Genomic DNA, 15,184 nt, shown 5'->3' with positions numbered 1-15,184 from the left:
GAATGAAAAAGATTTTAGCATTTCTTTTTCTTATTTTCTTTTCTCTGGGTTTTGCACAGGATGAAGCTGTTGTTCCCGACCAATTGGCTGTTGTCGATAATACGGAACGGATTATTAATTTTCATGCAGATATTGATGTCAATAAAAATTCAGGGTTAAGCATTACCGAAAAAATAAAAGTTCATAGTGAAGGTGAAAATATCAAAAGAGGAATTTTTCGAACCTTGCCTTTGGTAAGAAATCTTAATGATAGAACTCAAAAAGTAAAATACAGTATCGTTTCCGTAAAGAAAAATGGTGTAGATGAAGATTATCACGAAGAAATTGAAGATGGTTACCTCAAAATTTACCTTGGAAATAAAGATATTGTTTTAAGTCCCGGAGATTACGATTACGAAATAAAATATACCACAGAAAAGCAAATCGGTTTTTTTGAAAAATACGATGAATTATACTGGAACGTCAACGGAACAGAATGGAATTTTCCGGTTGACAGTATTTCGGCAAAAGTAAATCTTCCTCAAGGCGCAGGAATTATTCAGAATTCTTGTTATAAAGGCGGTTACGGAAGTACTTCTCAAGATTGTTTGGCTAAAGTTCTTTCCGAGCATTCGATTGAATGGAGTGCAAAAGATTTAGGTTCTGGTGAAGGTTTAACGATTGCGGTTGGGTTTAAAAAAGGAATTATGATTCCGCCGCCGCCGCCAACTTTTCTTGAGAAATTCGGGATTTTAATTGCCGGAATCATCATCTTTTTAGGTTTACTAATGTATTATTATTCAACCTGGAAAAAATATGGTGTTGATCCTGAAACTCCAACAGTTTATCCGCAATTCAATTCACCCGATGATTTGTCGCCGGCTTCGTTAGGTTATATTCAGAGTGAAAGTTTTAAAAATAAATATCTTACAGCATCTTTGGTCAATTTAGCCATAAAAGGGTATGTTCAGATTGTTGAAAGTGAAGATGGAGGAGTTTTTGGTTTGTTTAAGTCGAAAAAATTTACGGTTAATAAACTGAAAAATCCGGATCAGAATTTACCGAAAGAGGAAATTAATCTGATGAACAGCTTATTCACAATGGGAATAGACAGCATAAAATTCGACGGAACTTACGATTCTAAAATACAACAAACGGTTCGTAGTTTTCAATCTGCTTTAAAATTCCAGCATGATAAATTATTGAATGAAGGAAATAATGGCAGAAAACTGATTTTCCCTATTCTTTTGATTCTGGGAGTTTATGCTCTTGGACTTTTTGTGAGTTTTACCATTTTCCCCGAATTTGAAAAAGTGTTTTTGGGAATTTTCATTCTAGCTATTTTAACCGTAGCATTTATAGTTGCTATTATTTTATTTAAATTTTTTCCGGTATTATTTAAACTGTTTTTGGTTTTCCCGGTTTTAGCATTTGTTCTTTTAGGAGTATTAATTTACAAAGGAAGTGATTTTACGATTGACAATAATTTTAATGTTTGCTATATTTTTATTGTTTTAGGCTTTATGTCATTGGTGATTTATCAGTTTTTAATTAAGCGTCCTTCAGAAGAAAAACTTAGAAAAAAATCTTTAATTGAAGGTTTCAAAATGTATATGGGAGCAGCCGAAAATCAACAGATTAAATTTCATAATCCGCCTGAAATGACACCGCAGTCTTTCGAAAAATTGTTGCCTTTTGCAATGGTTTTGGGAGTCGATGAAATTTGGGGTAAGAAATTTGATGATTTACTCAAAAAAATGTCTTACGAATATCAAAGCAATTGGTATGTTGGTTCTTCAATGAATCATTTTGCAATGGCAAGTGTTTTAAATTCTAGCTTAACGCAATCTATACAGTCTTCGGCTACACAACCTTCAAGTTCAGGAAGCAGTTCTGGTTCCGGATCAGGTGGTGGCGGATTTTCCGGCGGCGGTGGCGGTGGTGGTGGCGGCGGCGGTTGGTAAAATTTCAGACATGAAAAATTTTATACAAATCGTCACTTTATGCTTTAGTTTTCTTGTTTTTGGACAAGAGAATGTCATTGCAGTACCCACACAATCGGAAGATTTTGTTGAAACAACTCAAGATAACAGTCAGCGTGAAAGAATTGTTTCTTTTAATTCGGATATTTATATTGCTGAAAATGCAGATGTTACCGTAACGGAAATCATCAAAGTTTTCGCAACTGGAAATGATATTAAAAGAGGGATTTTCCGTGCTTTGCCGACAGTGAGAAATATTAATGGTGGAAAAGAAAAAATTTCCTACAAAATTATTTCTATAGAAAAAGACGGCGTCGCTGAATCTTACCATAAAGAAACTCAAAACGGAATTTTTAAAATTTATATCGGTGATAAAGATTCTTATCTTCAATCTGGTTTTTACACCTATAAAATAATTTATAAAACGCAGGATCAGATTGGTAAATTTAAAGGATATGATGAATTTTACTGGAATGTAAACGGCACAGATTGGACTTTTCCTGTTGAACAAATTCAGGCGACCATTCATTTGCCTAAAGGTGCAGATATTCTCCAAAATTCTTGTTATACCGGAAATCAGGGAAGTACTGAAGGGAATTGTACCGCAGGAAAATTATCTTCAACGGAAATGATTTTTAAAGCAAATAATTTAAAAGAATACCAAAATCTAACGGTTGCTGTTGGTTTTAAAGCTAATGTTTTAAAAGTACCTTCAGGTTTCACAAAATGGATTAATAAAAATTGGCCGAGCCTTTCATTGGTCGTTGCAAGTCTGTATTTATCATTTTTTTACTTCATCAATTGGAGGAAATATGGTAGAAATCCAGAAAAACCTGTTGTGATTCCACAATTTAATGCTCCAAATAATCTTTCTCCAGCTACTTTGGGTTATATTGATAAAGGGAAATTTGAAACTGATCTGGTGACGGCAAATCTTGTCGATCTTTCAATAAAAGGCTTTGTGGATATTGATGAGGTGAAAGATATTAAAAAGACTTTTCTTTCAAAAATGTTCAATTTAGAGAAAAAAGAATCAGGGAATATTAATATTCAAAGTGATCAAAAATTGCTTTTGAAAAAGATATTTGGAACAGAAAAGAAAATATCGGTTAATGGAACTTACAATTCTAAAATCAAAAATGCAGTTGAAGATTTTAAAAACTTCATCATTAAAGAAAATAAGGTTTTTGTAGAGAAAGTTTCCAATAAAAAGATTGTTTATCAGGCTATAAAAATTATGCTAGCGAGCTTTTATTTGGCATTAATTGTTAGTTCTCTTATTACATGGAATTTCAAAATTCTATTGATGTCCTCGGTCATTGTTCTCTTTGCGGGTCTTTTTACCACGGTGTTGGTATTTATTTGGAAAGACGGAAGCAAACTCATCTTTTTTGTTGTGCTTTTGTTTTCTTCTACATTTATACTGCCGATGTTTTTTATGGCTTTTTCCCAATCTGATGACATTACATCGTTTGAATCTGATTGTTTTAAATTTTTAATATTCGGAATCATCTCTATTTTAATATTTCGTTATTTAGTCAATAAACCGAGCGAAGAAAAAGTGAAAATGGATTCTGAAATTGAAGGATTTAAAATGTATCTGAGTGTTGCGGAAGAAAACCAACTGAAGTTTCATAATCCTCCGGAAATGACTTCTGCTGTTTATGAAAAATTTCTTCCATACGCTATCGTTTTTGGCGTTGAAGGAATTTGGGGCAAAAGATTTAGAGATAAATTACAGGAAACTATCGATAATACAGAATCGTATGTAGATGTTCAGGATCATTTTGGGTACAGTTTTGCAACTTCGTTTACGAGTGCACTTAGAGAATCTACAGTGACACCTTTAAGTAGTTTTTCTTCATCGTCATCATCTTCCTCATCGGGTTCTTCCGGTGGTTCATCATATTCAGGAGGTTCCAGCTCAAGCGGTTCTTCTGGTGGAGGTTCTTCCGGCGGCGGTGGAGGCGGAGGCGGCGGTGGTGGTTGGTAACCATTGTCAAAAGTTAATTCTATTTAAAACATTAAGAGCATTAACTTTTAAGGATTATTAAGATCAAAAAATTGAACTAAGCGTTTATTTTAATGATTCAAATCCGTGAATTTTAAATCTAGAATATTTTTTTTCTTAAAAATTTAATATCCTTAATGTTTAAACGATTTAAATGTTATTTATAATAAAGAAAAGCGTTCAGAAAATAAATTCTGAACGCTTTTTATATTTTAAAGTAAAAAGTAATTTTGCTAATATCTAATATCTAATATCTAATATCTAATATCTAATATTTAATATCTAATATCTAATATCTAAAAATTAAATTCTCTCAATATCTGCTCCAATCGCTTTCAATCTTCCGTCGATATTTTCGTAACCACGGTCGATTTGTTCGATATTGTGAATGATTGATTTTCCTTCTGCTGAAAGCGCAGCAATAAGAAGTGCATTTCCGGCTCTGATATCGGGAGAAACCATTGTTGTTCCTCTTAATGGAGATTCTTGATTTAAGCCAATAACTGTTGCTCTGTGCGGATCACATAAGATAATTTGCGCACCCATATCGATTAATTTATCAACGAAAAATAATCTTGATTCAAACATTTTCTGATGTACCAAAAGACTTCCTTTTGCCTGAGTTGCCACGACTAAAATAATCGAAAGCAAATCTGGAGTAAATCCTGGCCAAGGTGCATCTGAAACCGTAAGAATAGATCCGTCGATAAATTTCTGAATTTTATAATTTTCCTGAGATGGAATATAAATATCGTCACCACTTTGTTCAAGCTGAATTCCTAATTTTCTGAAAGTATTTGGAATAACACCAAGCTGGCTCCAGTTGACATTCTTAATGGTAATTTCAGATTTCGTCATGGCAGCAAGACCAATCCAAGAACCGATTTCTACCATATCCGGAAGCATGGTGTGTTCTGTCCCTCCCAAATGAGTTACTCCTTCAATCGTCAATAAATTTGAACCGATTCCTGAAATATTTGCACCCATTCTGTTCAGCATTTTACAGAGTTGCTGAAGATATGGTTCGCAAGCGGCGTTGTAAATTCTTGTTTTTCCTTTTGCTAAAGCTGCAGCCATCACGATGTTTGCTGTTCCTGTTACAGAAGCTTCTTCCAGAAGGATGAACTTTCCGTTTAGTTCTTTAGCTTTTAAAGAGTAGAAATATTCTTCTTCATCATAATGAAATTCTGCGCCAAGCTCAACCAGACCCTGAAAGTGAGTATCTAATCTTCTTCTTCCGATTTTGTCACCTCCCGGAGTCGGCATATATGCTTCACCGTAACGAGCCAACATCGGTCCCATCAACATAATTGAGCCTCTTAGTTTTGCACCGTCTTTTTTAAATTCATTAGATTTAATATAATCAAAATTAACTTTATCTGCTTTGAATGTGAAATCTCCATGAGCATTTTTAGTTACTTTTACTCCAAAATCACCTAAGATTTCAATTAATCGGTTGACATCATGAATGTCGGGAATGTTTTTAATTCTTACCTCTTCATCTGTCAACAAAACAGCACATAAAATCTGAAGCGCTTCATTTTTTGCTCCTTGTGGAGTAATTTCTCCATGTAATCTCTTTCCTCCTCTTATTTGAAACGTCCCGTTCATTACCTTCTATTCTTATTATTGTTGTTATTAGTGAATCTTCTTTTGTTAATATTATTGTTAGAATTACCTTGATTTCTATTGTTATTATTCTTGTTAGCATTATTTCTATTAGCGGTTGCGTAATAGATTTTACTTTTATCAAGAGCTTCAATGTTGGTTAAATCAAGTCTGTTTTCTGAAAGTTCTTTCAAATGACGGAAAATTACGTCATCTGTTACATGTTCCTTATTATAAACATTGTAAGATTTCTTCATATTATTGGCAATCACTTCAATCAAGGCTTCTTTTTCGTCGCCTGGTTCTAGTTCGATTGCTTTTTCAATTAACTGAAGAATACTTTTTCCGTAAAATTTAAAATCACCCTGAAGTTTTGGATATTCCATTCTTTTGGGTTTCTCCTCAAGTTCTTCTTTAGTAGGGAAAGGGTAAACAGGATCAATATCTAAATCATGATTTGATAAAATATATAAATGATCCCAAAGTTTATGTTTGTAATTGTCTTCATCACGAAGTTGTGGGTTTCTCTGACCCATAAAATCGATGATTGCCATTGCCATTTCGTTTCTTTCTTCTTTTGTAGAAAGCTCCTTACAACGCTCAACCAATTGCTGTATGATTCTGCCATATTCCGGCATATTAAGCTGGGTTTTTTGGGTATTGTATTCCATAGTCTGCAAATATATGGATTAATAAAAATATGGGTTCAAAAAACTTAAATGTTTATAAAAATTTAATAAAATTTTATACTGTTTTCGTCAATAAATCAAAAATCAATATTCAAACCAAATCAAACTTCTATGAATTTCTTTTTCTGGTGTTTATCAGGAAGAAAACATTTCTGAGCCGAAAGTTTCATCCGGTTTCTTGAAATCATATCGTAAATACTATCACTGATAAACTTTGGGAATAAAGAACCTACAACCGAGACTTTATAAATTCCACCCAATAAATTAGCAATTTTTAAAACGGCTTTAGATTTTACCAAATAATATTTATGGGGTTTCCAAAGATATAAAGTGTTAAATTGTTTGGTTTCTAAACCTCTTTCAGATAAAAATTTCTGTCCGAAATCCGATTGAAGCGAAGCAAACATAAATTGATCTTTTTTATCCCTTTCAAGAATCCATTGTACCCAAAAATTACAGACGCCGCATTCGCCATCAAAAAAAACAATATGTTTCTGCTCCCAAATTTTCTGCATGATTTCTGTTATTTTATTTTAAATTTTGTTTCCTCTATTTCTCTTTTGAAATAAGTTATCAATTCTTTTCTCTGCAAATCAGTTAATTTTGCATCTTGATGTCCTACATAATAAGATTCTAAAGGCATTTCATGTTTTTCAAGCATTTCTACACATTCTTCCATTTTATGAATTTGTCTTTCCGGTTCATAAGTCGAAAAAATTGAAAAATTAAGATGTTTTCTTCCTTCAGTTACATGATTTTTCAGCCACCAAGAAGTAGGAGCGATACTAGAATACCAAGGATATTTTGTTTCATCAGAATGACAATCATAGCACGAAGTGTTGATTAGTTTAGCAATTTCAGGTTTTGTATTTTTAATTTTGAGAAAATCCATCCCGGGATTTAAGGGCGCATTCGTTTTATCAATCGGAAAAAACTGTATAATCACAAAAGCCACCAAAATAATAACCAATATTTTTTTCATAGGATGAAATTTTTGAAAGTCGTAGAGTTTAGAACAAATCAAGTGCCTAAACTTTAAATATAAGAAAAACTAAGCAGTATCGATTTGTAAATTAGTGATTTAAACCAATCATTTTTAAATGCTAAAAAATAAAGGCCTATCTTTGCAAAAAATTGAGCTCCAAAAGTTGGAGTAACTCATTGATAATCTTGTCCTATCGCTTTGTCGAAGGATTATTAAACATTTTTTATGTCAAATATTGTTGCTATTGTTGGGCGTCCCAACGTAGGAAAATCCACGTTATTTAATCGTTTATTAGAAAGAAGAGAGGCTATTGTAGACTCTACTGCAGGGGTAACCAGAGACCGTCATTACGGAAAATCTGATTGGAATGGTGTAGAATTCACCGTTATCGATACAGGAGGTTATGATGTAAATAATGACGATGTTTTCCAGGGAGAAATTTCAAAACAGGTTCAGTTGGCGATTGACGAAGCTACTTCAATTATTTTTATGCTGAATGTAGAAGAAGGTCTTACCGATACAGATTATGAAATTCATGAAATGTTGAGAAGGTCAAACAAACCGACTTACATTGTTATTAATAAAGTTGATTCTGCTAAAGAAGAAATCGATGCAACAGAATTCTATCAGTTAGGAATCGAAAAATACTACACTATTTCTTCTGCAACCGGTTCTGGAACTGGAGAAATCTTAGATGATATCGTAAGAGATTTTCCAACGACTGATTATAAAGATCCATTCGAAGGATTGCCAAAAATTACCATTGCAGGTCGTCCAAACGTAGGAAAATCTACGATGACTAATGCTTTGCTTGATGCGGAAAGAAATATTGTAACAGATGTTGCAGGAACGACGAGAGACAGTATTCAAACTTTATATAATAAATTCGGGCACGAGTTTGTTTTGGTTGATACTGCAGGAATGAGAAGAAAATCTAAAGTAAATGAAGATTTGGAATTCTATTCTGTAATGCGTTCTATTCGTTCAATTGAATATTCTGATGTTGTGATCATTATGGTTGATGCGACTTTAGGATGGGAATCTCAGGATATGAATATTTTCGGTTTGGCTCAGAAAAACAGAAAAGGTATTGTAATTGTGGTCAACAAATGGGATTTGGTAGAAGATAAAAATACCAATACTGTAAGAGATTTTGAAAAATCAATCAGAGATAAAATAGGACAGTTCAGCGATATTCCAATTTTGTTTGTTTCGGCTTTAACGAAGCAAAGAATTTTGAAAACCGTTGAAATGGCAATGACTGTTTATGAAGACCGGAAGAAGAAAATCAAAACTTCTAAACTAAACGAAATCATGCTTCCGATCTTCGAAAGAACGCCGCCACCTGCAAACAAAGGGAAGTTTATAAAAATCAAATATTGCGTACAGCTTCCAACGCCTTCGCCACAATTTGTATTCTTCTGTAACTTGCCCCAATACGTAAAAGAACCTTACAAAAGATTTGCTGAAAATCAACTGAGAAAAGAATTCGGTTTCACAGGAGTTCCTATCGAAGTATATTTCAGACAGAAATAATTTACCATCCCTTTTAGATTTCTAAGAGGGATTTTTATTTTTTATTTCATAATTTTGCTTTTAATCTAATTGTTTTAATCAATAGGAACAGGCTTTAACCCGTTTTTGATAAGAAATAAATCAATTTGGCTTTAGCCAAAACTTAGTATTTAATAATTAAATTTAGTCTCAAAACTTTTAATAATCATGACGGTAATACTTTCACAACAATTTTCTTTGGTTAATACTTGGATTAACGAATTGAGGAATATAGAAATTCAACATGATCGAATGAGATTCCGTAGAAATATGGAAAGAATCGGTGAGATTGCTGCTTTTGAAATCAGTAAAGATTTAGAGCAAAAAGAAATTGAAATTCAGACTCCTTTAGATACAATCAAGGCTAAAGAAATTGCTGTTCAGCCTGTTATTACAACCATTTTGAGAGCCGGAGTTCCTTTATTTGAAGGAATTTTAAATTATTTGGATAAAGCAGATTGTGGTTTCGTTGCTGCTTACAGAAAACACGATGCAAACGATTATTTTTCTATAAAACAAGATTATTTAACGTGTCCAAATATCGATGGAAGACCTTTAATTGTTGCAGATCCAATGTTGGCAACCGGAGCTTCTTTAATTGAGGCAATCAAAGATTTGTTAACCAACGGAACGCCGACTCAACTTCATATTGTTGCTGCAATTGCTTCTAGGCAAGGAGTTGAAACGATTGAAAAAGCTTATCCAAATGCAAAGTTGTGGGTTGGAGCAATCGATGAAAATTTAACTTCAAAAGGTTATATCACACCAGGATTGGGAGATGCGGGAGATTTGAGCTACGGTGAAAAACTGCAGAGGTAAAATTACTTATTACCAATTACTTATAATTACTCATCCATCGCCATCACCAAAACGCTCACTTTATTATCTCCTGCTTTCAAAATTTCCCAGGCAATCGAAGAAATTGTGTTTCCTGTTGTAAAAACATCATCAATCATCAAGATATGTTTTCCTGAAATTTTTTTTGTAATTGAAAATGTGTTTTCTGTAGCTAAACGATGTTCCTTGTCTTTCAAAGCCTGAGCTTTTGAATAGTGATTTCTCTTCATTAAATCATGACTGAAAGGAATTTCATAAAACTTCGATAGAGTTTCTGTAAACAAATGAAGTTGATTGTAACCTCTTTCTTTCAGTTTTTTAGAATGTAAAGGAACGGAAACCAATAAATCGGGCTTTTCATTTTTAAAATCTAAATGATCAGTCGTCCATTCAGCTAAAACTTTTCCTACTTTTTCACGGCTTTTATACTTTAATTCGTGAATAATTTTTCGGCTCAAACTTTCTTTTTCAAACTGCATGAGAGAAAAAGCATTCTCAATAGGAAAAAGTAATTTACACTTTTCTTTAATGTAATTATTCTCAAAAAAATTGAAATGGGTAAAATGAATTTGCTCAAAACAAAGATTACAAACCAACGAATTGCCATCAATTATTTTATTGCAATGAATACAGCGATTCGGGAAGAAAATATCTAAAATCATTTGTGTGTTTTGTGAAACTAATTTAATCAAAATTATTCAAAGAAATAACTTCAGATTGAAAATCCTATCTTTGAATATGGGTTTAATATTTGAAAAGCAGATACTGATAACGGAAGAGCATATCGACGGGAACAATCATGTTAATAATGTTCAATATGTAAAATGGGTGGAAGAAATTGCGGGCGAACATTGGAATTCTGTAAAAGATAAATTAGGTTTCCCAAATGATATCTGGATGCTTCTCGATCATCATATCCAATACAAAAAGCAGGTTTATTTGAATGATTTAATTACCATAAAAACCTACCCAAAATCTCCCGAAGGAATTCGTCAGCCGAGAAAAGTTGAGTTTTATTGCAATGATCAACTGGTTGTTGATTCTTTGACGCTTTGGGTTTTTATCAATAAAGAAACACAGAAAATTCAAAGGTTGGATGAAGATTGGTTAAATAAAATTTGATTATTCGCTTAAGACTTTCACAATCCTATCAAACTTAGATTCATCGATAGTTCCTGTAATTTCCTGGATGTTACCATTTTTATCAATAATAAATGTCATTGGATTTCGAATGAGCTTGAAATATGATTGCAGTTCTTTTAAAGAATCTGTGATATGTTGAAAATTTAATTCATGTTTGATCAGAAATTTGTCAACTTTCTCTTTATTGTCGTGAGTAATTGCTATAAACTTAACTTTATTTTCAAATTTATCTCTTAATTTATTTAAATAAGGAAGTTCTTCAATGCAAGGTTCACAAGTTGTAGACCAAAAATTGATGAAAGTCGGCTTATCTTTTAAATAATCGGATGTGAAATTTTTCCCATCCTTATTTTTGTAGTTTTCAATCGGGAAATGTTTTCCTATTTTGTTTTCGAGAGAAGGATTTGTTGTTAATGCTCTTTGTTGAGCCGCAATAAATAAACTTATTGTTATTAAGAGTAAGGTTATAGCTTTCATATTTTGATAACGTATTTAGTTAAATCTTATTTTTAAGCACAAATTTTAATTATTCAAATGAATTTTATTTAGAAAATTAAAGAAGGTGATGATTTAAACTTTAATTTTTCATAAATATCATTATTTTCGTGGTTCAATAAAAACTCCATGGAAACAAAAATTGCTGAAGCTCGTTTTGACGAATTTGAAAAATATGATGCACTGTCAGACAAAGATATTTTCACAAAAATCTGGACAGAACCTCGAAGAGTTTTTAAATTTATAAACGATACCCGATACGAAAAATATTTGTACTTACTTATGTTTCTTGCGGGTGTAGCGAGTGCTTTTCAGCGTTCCAGTTCTAAAAATATAGGTGATCACTCATCACTGTTTTTAATTGTTTTCGGATGCGTTATTCTTGGTGGAGCATTAGGTTGGATTTCCTATTACATTTATGCGGCACTATTAAGCTGGTCCGGAAAATGGCTGAATGGTGTCGGAAATACATCTTCCATTTTCAGAATGATGGCTTATTCAGTGATTCCATCAATTTTAGGTCTGTTTTTCCTGTTTTTGCAGATCGCTGTTTACGGTGTTGATTATTTTACAGATTTTGCAGGTTATTTGGAAAAAAGTATGCTCATAAACGTCATTTTCTGGATTTCATTCGTCATAGAAAATCTATTATCACTAGCAACTTTGGTTTTTATGGTAATCGGACTTTCGGAAGTTCAGAAATTTTCGATAGGAAAAGCTATTTTAAATCTTATTTTACCGGTTTTATTTATTGTCGTTCCTATTGTACTGATCGCTTCATTGGCAATGATTTTTTAGTTAAATCAAAATTAAAGTAAGGCAAAGGTCATTCGTTTACGTATTGAATTTCCTTATCTTTGCACCATGATACGTATTACAAAAATTTTTACATTCGAAACTGCTCATGTTTTGTACAATTATGACGGAAAATGTAAAAATATGCATGGACATTCTTACAAACTTTTCGTGACTGTAAAAGGAAAGCCAATTAATGATCTTGATAATCCTAAAAATGGTATGGTGGTAGATTTTGGTGATATTAAAACCATTGTAAAAGAAGAAATCGTTGATGTTTGGGATCATTCAGTTTTAATAAATGGTGTTTCTCCGCACAGAGAAATGGGTGAAGAGCTTGAAAATAAAGGTCAGAAAGTAATTTACTGCAACTTTCAGCCAACTTGCGAAAATATGTTGTATGCGATTGCAGCGAAAATAAAAACAAAACTTCCGGAAGGAATTTCTTTAGCATATTTAAAACTTCACGAAACCGAAAACTCTTACGGAGAATGGTTTGCGGAAGATAATCAATAAATTTTGCTGAATTTAAAACGTAATAAGTGCTAAAGACGACCATTAATTTAGAACCTGGAAAAAAAGTTTATTTTGCTTCAGATCAGCATTTTGGTGCACCAGATCCGAAACAGAGTAAAATTCGTGAGCAGAAATTTATCCGTTGGATGAATGAAATTAAAAATGATGCTCAGGTTTTGTTTTTGATGGGTGATTTATTTGATTTTTGGCATGAATGGAATCACGTAATTCCAAAAGGTTACGTACGTGTTCTTGGTAAAATTGCCGAATTAAAAGATCACGGAGTTCAGGTTTATTTTTTTGTAGGAAACCACGATTTGTGGATGAAAGATTATTTGGAAGAAGAAATTGGATGTACCGTTTTTTATAAAAAGCAATATTTCGAAATCGCAGGAAAACAGTTTCTTTTAGCTCATGGTGACGGATTAGGACCCGGAGATAAAGGGTATAAAAGAATGAAAAAAGTTTTTACAAATCCTGTTGCACAATGGTTTTTTAAATGGCTTCATCCAGATATTGCCATGAAAATAGCGTTGTATATGTCTCAGAAAAATAAAATGATTTCGGGAGATGAAGACAAAGAGTTTTTAGGTGAAGACAAAGAGTTTTTGATTATCTATTCTAAAAAGAAACTGGAAACCGAGAAAATCGATTACTTTATTTACGGTCACAGACATTTGCCGATGGTTTTAGACCTTGGAAAAAGTTCAAAATATATCAATTTAGGAGACTGGATTTCCTATTTTACCTACGGCGTTTTTGAGCATTATTTTGAGTTGAAAACTTTTGAAAAACAGGAATAAAAAAAATTACCCCAAAAGAGGTAATTCTCGAATAAAGGTTCTACAGCCTTTATTACTAATCCATATTCCGCAGTTCATGTTACAAAAACCTAACCAAAATAAGCTGTTTTAAATAAATTAATTGTGAATTAGTAAGCTTTAATCTATAAAAGATTCATTTTGAATCAATAAGCTTTGCATTTAATCTGAAAATTACATTGAAAAATATTTTTGACATACAAACCGAAGAAGATTTTTTAAAAGCTTGTCTCGAAACTTTCCGTTTTCAATATGAAAATATTGAGATTTATAGAAAGTTTGTCGATTATCTGAATATTAATCCTCAAAATATAGATGCGTTGGCAAAAATTCCTTTTTTGCCGATTGAAATGTTTAAAAATCATCAGATTTTAAATAAAAATATTTCGACAGATTTGTTTTTTCAGAGTTCGGGAACAACGCAGATGAATTTGTCTAAACATTTTATTGCAGACGAGAATATTTATCAGGAAAGTATTTACAAAAGCTTCGAACAGTTTGTCGGAAAGCCGGAAGATTTTATTTTCTTAGGTTTGTTACCAAGCTATCTTGAGAAACAAAATTCGTCGCTGATTTACATGGTTGATTACTTAATGAAAAAATCCGGCAAACTTGAAAATGGATATTTTCTTTACAATCATGAAGATTTATTTATACTTTTAAATGAATTAAAAGATAAAAAAGTCATTCTTTTCGGAGTATCTTTTGCACTTTTAGACTTCTTAGATACTTTAGAATCTCTCACTCTTTCAATTTCTCAATCATTGAATTTAACGGTTATTGAAACCGGTGGAATGAAAGGTAGAAAAGAAGAGATGACCAAAGATGAATTGTTGAAAATTTTGCAGAATGGATTTAAAACCCATAAAATTTATTCTGAATATTCCATGACGGAATTGCTTTCTCAGGCATATTCTTTAGGTGAAAATATTTATCAATGTCCAAATTGGATGCGGGTTTTGGTGAGAAATACTGAAGATCCTTTTAATTATGAAAGAGAGGGTAGAACCGGAGCGATTAATATTATCGATTTGGCGAATATTCATTCTTGTAGTTTTATTGCGACGCAGGATTTGGGAAAAACAATGGGCGACAAATTTCAGGTTTTGGGAAGGATTGATCATTCTGATATTCGTGGGTGCAGTCTTTTGGTTTCTTAATCTAAAATTCTAAAATTCAAAATTCAGGATTTTATGAAAGTGAAAATAGAAGAACTTGTTCATTCCTACATTCATTCTCAATGTGATTTTGAGAAGGAGATTGTGCTGACCAATCATTTTCAGGCAGATTGGGAGGCAGATATTTTAATTATCAATTCAGATGGTTTCAGTCATGAAATTGAAATCAAACTTTCCAAAAGCGATTTTAAAAATGATTTTAAAAAGTCTTACGTCAATATTTCTACAGGTGAAAAATTTCTAAAGCACGATAAAATTTGTTGTGGAGATTATATTTGCAATTCTTTCAGTTTTTTATTGCCAATGGGAATGATTGAACATTCTGTAATTCCTGAACATTGCGGAATTATCGAATTTTATCATAATGTAGATTCTTGGGAAACTGAGTTTTATTTAATCAGAAAACCTAAAAAAGTACACGAAGATTCTTATTGGAAATTAACCGATAAAGATTTATTTATAAGAAAAATGGCGCTCAATCTTTTATACAAGAAAATGGAAGTCAAGGGAAAACACGAAGAACTCATCTTTAAAAATCCTTTTGATATTAAGAAAATAAAATAGAAAATCCTGTCCGATAAAAGACAGGAT

The 15,184-nt window shown here is 32.3% G+C and carries 16 protein-coding genes; 10 read left to right on the top strand and 6 right to left on the bottom strand.

The features are described 5' to 3' along the window. Positions 1-2: 2 nt before the first annotated feature. Together OEA66_RS04915 and OEA66_RS04910 are read left to right on the top strand one after the other, a co-directional pair. Positions 3-1,943 carry a DUF2207 family protein gene (locus tag OEA66_RS04915; protein ID WP_267280335.1) on the top strand — a complete coding sequence of 647 codons (1,941 nt, stop codon included), beginning with the start codon at positions 3-5 and terminating at the stop codon, positions 1,941-1,943. Positions 1,944-1,953: 10 nt separating this feature from the next. Continuing rightward, on the top strand, positions 1,954-3,954 hold the full coding sequence (locus OEA66_RS04910; protein ID WP_267280334.1) for a DUF2207 domain-containing protein: 2,001 nt from the start codon (positions 1,954-1,956) through the stop codon (positions 3,952-3,954). Between the two features lie 321 nt (positions 3,955-4,275). Here OEA66_RS04910 and murA read toward each other — a convergent pair whose 3' ends face one another. From murA to OEA66_RS04890, 4 genes are all read right to left on the bottom strand, one after another. Continuing rightward, positions 4,276-5,583, bottom strand: coding sequence for a UDP-N-acetylglucosamine 1-carboxyvinyltransferase (murA, locus tag OEA66_RS04905; RefSeq protein WP_267280333.1), 1,308 nt, complete (start codon positions 5,581-5,583; stop codon positions 4,276-4,278). Next, the gene (locus tag OEA66_RS04900; RefSeq protein ID WP_267265405.1) at positions 5,583-6,251 is read right to left on the bottom strand and encodes a DUF4290 domain-containing protein; all 669 of its coding nucleotides are present in this window, start codon (positions 6,249-6,251) and stop codon (positions 5,583-5,585) included. Before OEA66_RS04900 ends, murA begins: the two co-directional genes overlap by 1 nt. Positions 6,252-6,370: 119 nt before the next feature. Further along, the gene (locus tag OEA66_RS04895) at positions 6,371-6,784 is read right to left on the bottom strand and encodes a thiol-disulfide oxidoreductase DCC family protein (protein WP_267280332.1); all 414 of its coding nucleotides are present in this window, start codon (positions 6,782-6,784) and stop codon (positions 6,371-6,373) included. An 8-nt stretch (positions 6,785-6,792) separates the two neighbouring features. Further along, complete coding sequence (locus OEA66_RS04890) at positions 6,793-7,251, bottom strand: heme-binding domain-containing protein (protein ID WP_267280331.1); 459 nt, start codon at positions 7,249-7,251, stop codon at positions 6,793-6,795. 228 nt (positions 7,252-7,479) lie between these two features. Between OEA66_RS04890 and der the strand changes: the two genes are divergently transcribed. Next, entirely contained in the window at positions 7,480-8,790 is a 1,311-nt protein-coding gene (gene der, locus OEA66_RS04885; RefSeq protein ID WP_267280330.1) for a ribosome biogenesis GTPase Der, read from the top strand. Between the two features lie 186 nt (positions 8,791-8,976). Further along, a complete protein-coding gene (gene upp / locus OEA66_RS04880) occupies positions 8,977-9,627 on the top strand; it encodes a uracil phosphoribosyltransferase (protein WP_267280329.1) in 651 nt (216 codons plus the stop codon). Positions 9,628-9,653: 26 nt separating this feature from the next. On the opposite strand, the gene OEA66_RS04875 is transcribed toward upp, so the two are convergent. Then, a complete protein-coding gene (locus tag OEA66_RS04875; RefSeq protein ID WP_267280328.1) occupies positions 9,654-10,307 on the bottom strand; it encodes a ComF family protein in 654 nt (217 codons plus the stop codon). Positions 10,308-10,383: 76 nt separating this feature from the next. Here OEA66_RS04875 and OEA66_RS04870 point away from each other — a divergent pair, with 76 nt between their 5' ends. After that, positions 10,384-10,767: an acyl-CoA thioesterase gene (locus tag OEA66_RS04870; RefSeq protein WP_267280327.1), complete on the top strand. Its 384-nt coding sequence runs from the start codon at positions 10,384-10,386 to the stop codon at positions 10,765-10,767. Here the strand turns inward: OEA66_RS04870 and OEA66_RS04865 are convergent, their stop codons facing one another. After that, entirely contained in the window at positions 10,768-11,265 is a 498-nt protein-coding gene (locus OEA66_RS04865) for a TlpA family protein disulfide reductase (RefSeq protein ID WP_267280326.1), read from the bottom strand. A 147-nt stretch (positions 11,266-11,412) separates the two neighbouring features. Between OEA66_RS04865 and OEA66_RS04860 the strand changes: the two genes are divergently transcribed. The 5 genes from OEA66_RS04860 to OEA66_RS04840 all read left to right on the top strand — a co-directional run bounded on the left by OEA66_RS04860 (position 11,413) and on the right by OEA66_RS04840 (position 15,157). Beyond that, positions 11,413-12,081, top strand: a complete 669-nt coding sequence (locus OEA66_RS04860; RefSeq protein ID WP_267280325.1) for a YIP1 family protein — start codon at positions 11,413-11,415, stop codon at positions 12,079-12,081. 66 nt (positions 12,082-12,147) lie between these two features. Beyond that, positions 12,148-12,594 carry a 6-carboxytetrahydropterin synthase QueD gene (gene queD / locus OEA66_RS04855; RefSeq protein ID WP_267280324.1) on the top strand — a complete coding sequence of 149 codons (447 nt, stop codon included), beginning with the start codon at positions 12,148-12,150 and terminating at the stop codon, positions 12,592-12,594. Between the two features lie 26 nt (positions 12,595-12,620). Next, positions 12,621-13,397 carry a UDP-2,3-diacylglucosamine diphosphatase gene (locus tag OEA66_RS04850; RefSeq protein WP_267280323.1) on the top strand — a complete coding sequence of 259 codons (777 nt, stop codon included), beginning with the start codon at positions 12,621-12,623 and terminating at the stop codon, positions 13,395-13,397. A gap of 197 nt (positions 13,398-13,594) precedes the next feature. Further along, entirely contained in the window at positions 13,595-14,575 is a 981-nt protein-coding gene (locus OEA66_RS04845; RefSeq protein WP_267280322.1) for a LuxE/PaaK family acyltransferase, read from the top strand. Positions 14,576-14,608: 33 nt separating this feature from the next. Further along, a complete protein-coding gene (locus OEA66_RS04840) occupies positions 14,609-15,157 on the top strand; it encodes a hypothetical protein (protein ID WP_267280321.1) in 549 nt (182 codons plus the stop codon). Positions 15,158-15,184: the final 27 nt, after the last annotated feature.

The sequence above is a fragment of the Chryseobacterium luquanense genome, from assembly GCF_026460945.1.
Lineage (GTDB): Bacteria > Bacteroidota > Bacteroidia > Flavobacteriales > Weeksellaceae > Chryseobacterium > Chryseobacterium luquanense.
The sequence above is the reverse complement of the archived record's forward strand: the minus strand, read 5'-3'. Positions and strand labels throughout refer to the sequence as shown.

Bases quoted from the DNA above. Each gene is read 5' to 3' on its own strand.
- OEA66_RS04870 (WP_267280327.1), top strand. From the start codon at position 10,384: ATGGGTTTAATATTTGAAAAGCAGATACTGATAACGGAAGAGCATATC.
- OEA66_RS04865 (WP_267280326.1), bottom strand. From the start codon at position 11,265: ATGAAAGCTATAACCTTACTCTTAATAACAATAAGTTTATTTATTGCG.
- upp (WP_267280329.1), top strand. From the start codon at position 8,977: ATGACGGTAATACTTTCACAACAATTTTCTTTGGTTAATACTTGGATT.
- OEA66_RS04840 (WP_267280321.1), top strand. From the start codon at position 14,609: ATGAAAGTGAAAATAGAAGAACTTGTTCATTCCTACATTCATTCTCAA.
- OEA66_RS04890 (WP_267280331.1), bottom strand. From the start codon at position 7,251: ATGAAAAAAATATTGGTTATTATTTTGGTGGCTTTTGTGATTATACAG.
- OEA66_RS04895 (WP_267280332.1), bottom strand. From the start codon at position 6,784: ATGCAGAAAATTTGGGAGCAGAAACATATTGTTTTTTTTGATGGCGAA.
- OEA66_RS04915 (WP_267280335.1), top strand. From the start codon at position 3: ATGAAAAAGATTTTAGCATTTCTTTTTCTTATTTTCTTTTCTCTGGGT.
- der (WP_267280330.1), top strand. From the start codon at position 7,480: ATGTCAAATATTGTTGCTATTGTTGGGCGTCCCAACGTAGGAAAATCC.
- murA (WP_267280333.1), bottom strand. From the start codon at position 5,583: ATGAACGGGACGTTTCAAATAAGAGGAGGAAAGAGATTACATGGAGAA.
- OEA66_RS04900 (WP_267265405.1), bottom strand. From the start codon at position 6,251: ATGGAATACAATACCCAAAAAACCCAGCTTAATATGCCGGAATATGGC.
- OEA66_RS04910 (WP_267280334.1), top strand. From the start codon at position 1,954: ATGAAAAATTTTATACAAATCGTCACTTTATGCTTTAGTTTTCTTGTT.
- OEA66_RS04875 (WP_267280328.1), bottom strand. From the start codon at position 10,307: ATGATTTTAGATATTTTCTTCCCGAATCGCTGTATTCATTGCAATAAA.
- queD (WP_267280324.1), top strand. From the start codon at position 12,148: ATGATACGTATTACAAAAATTTTTACATTCGAAACTGCTCATGTTTTG.
- OEA66_RS04860 (WP_267280325.1), top strand. From the start codon at position 11,413: ATGGAAACAAAAATTGCTGAAGCTCGTTTTGACGAATTTGAAAAATAT.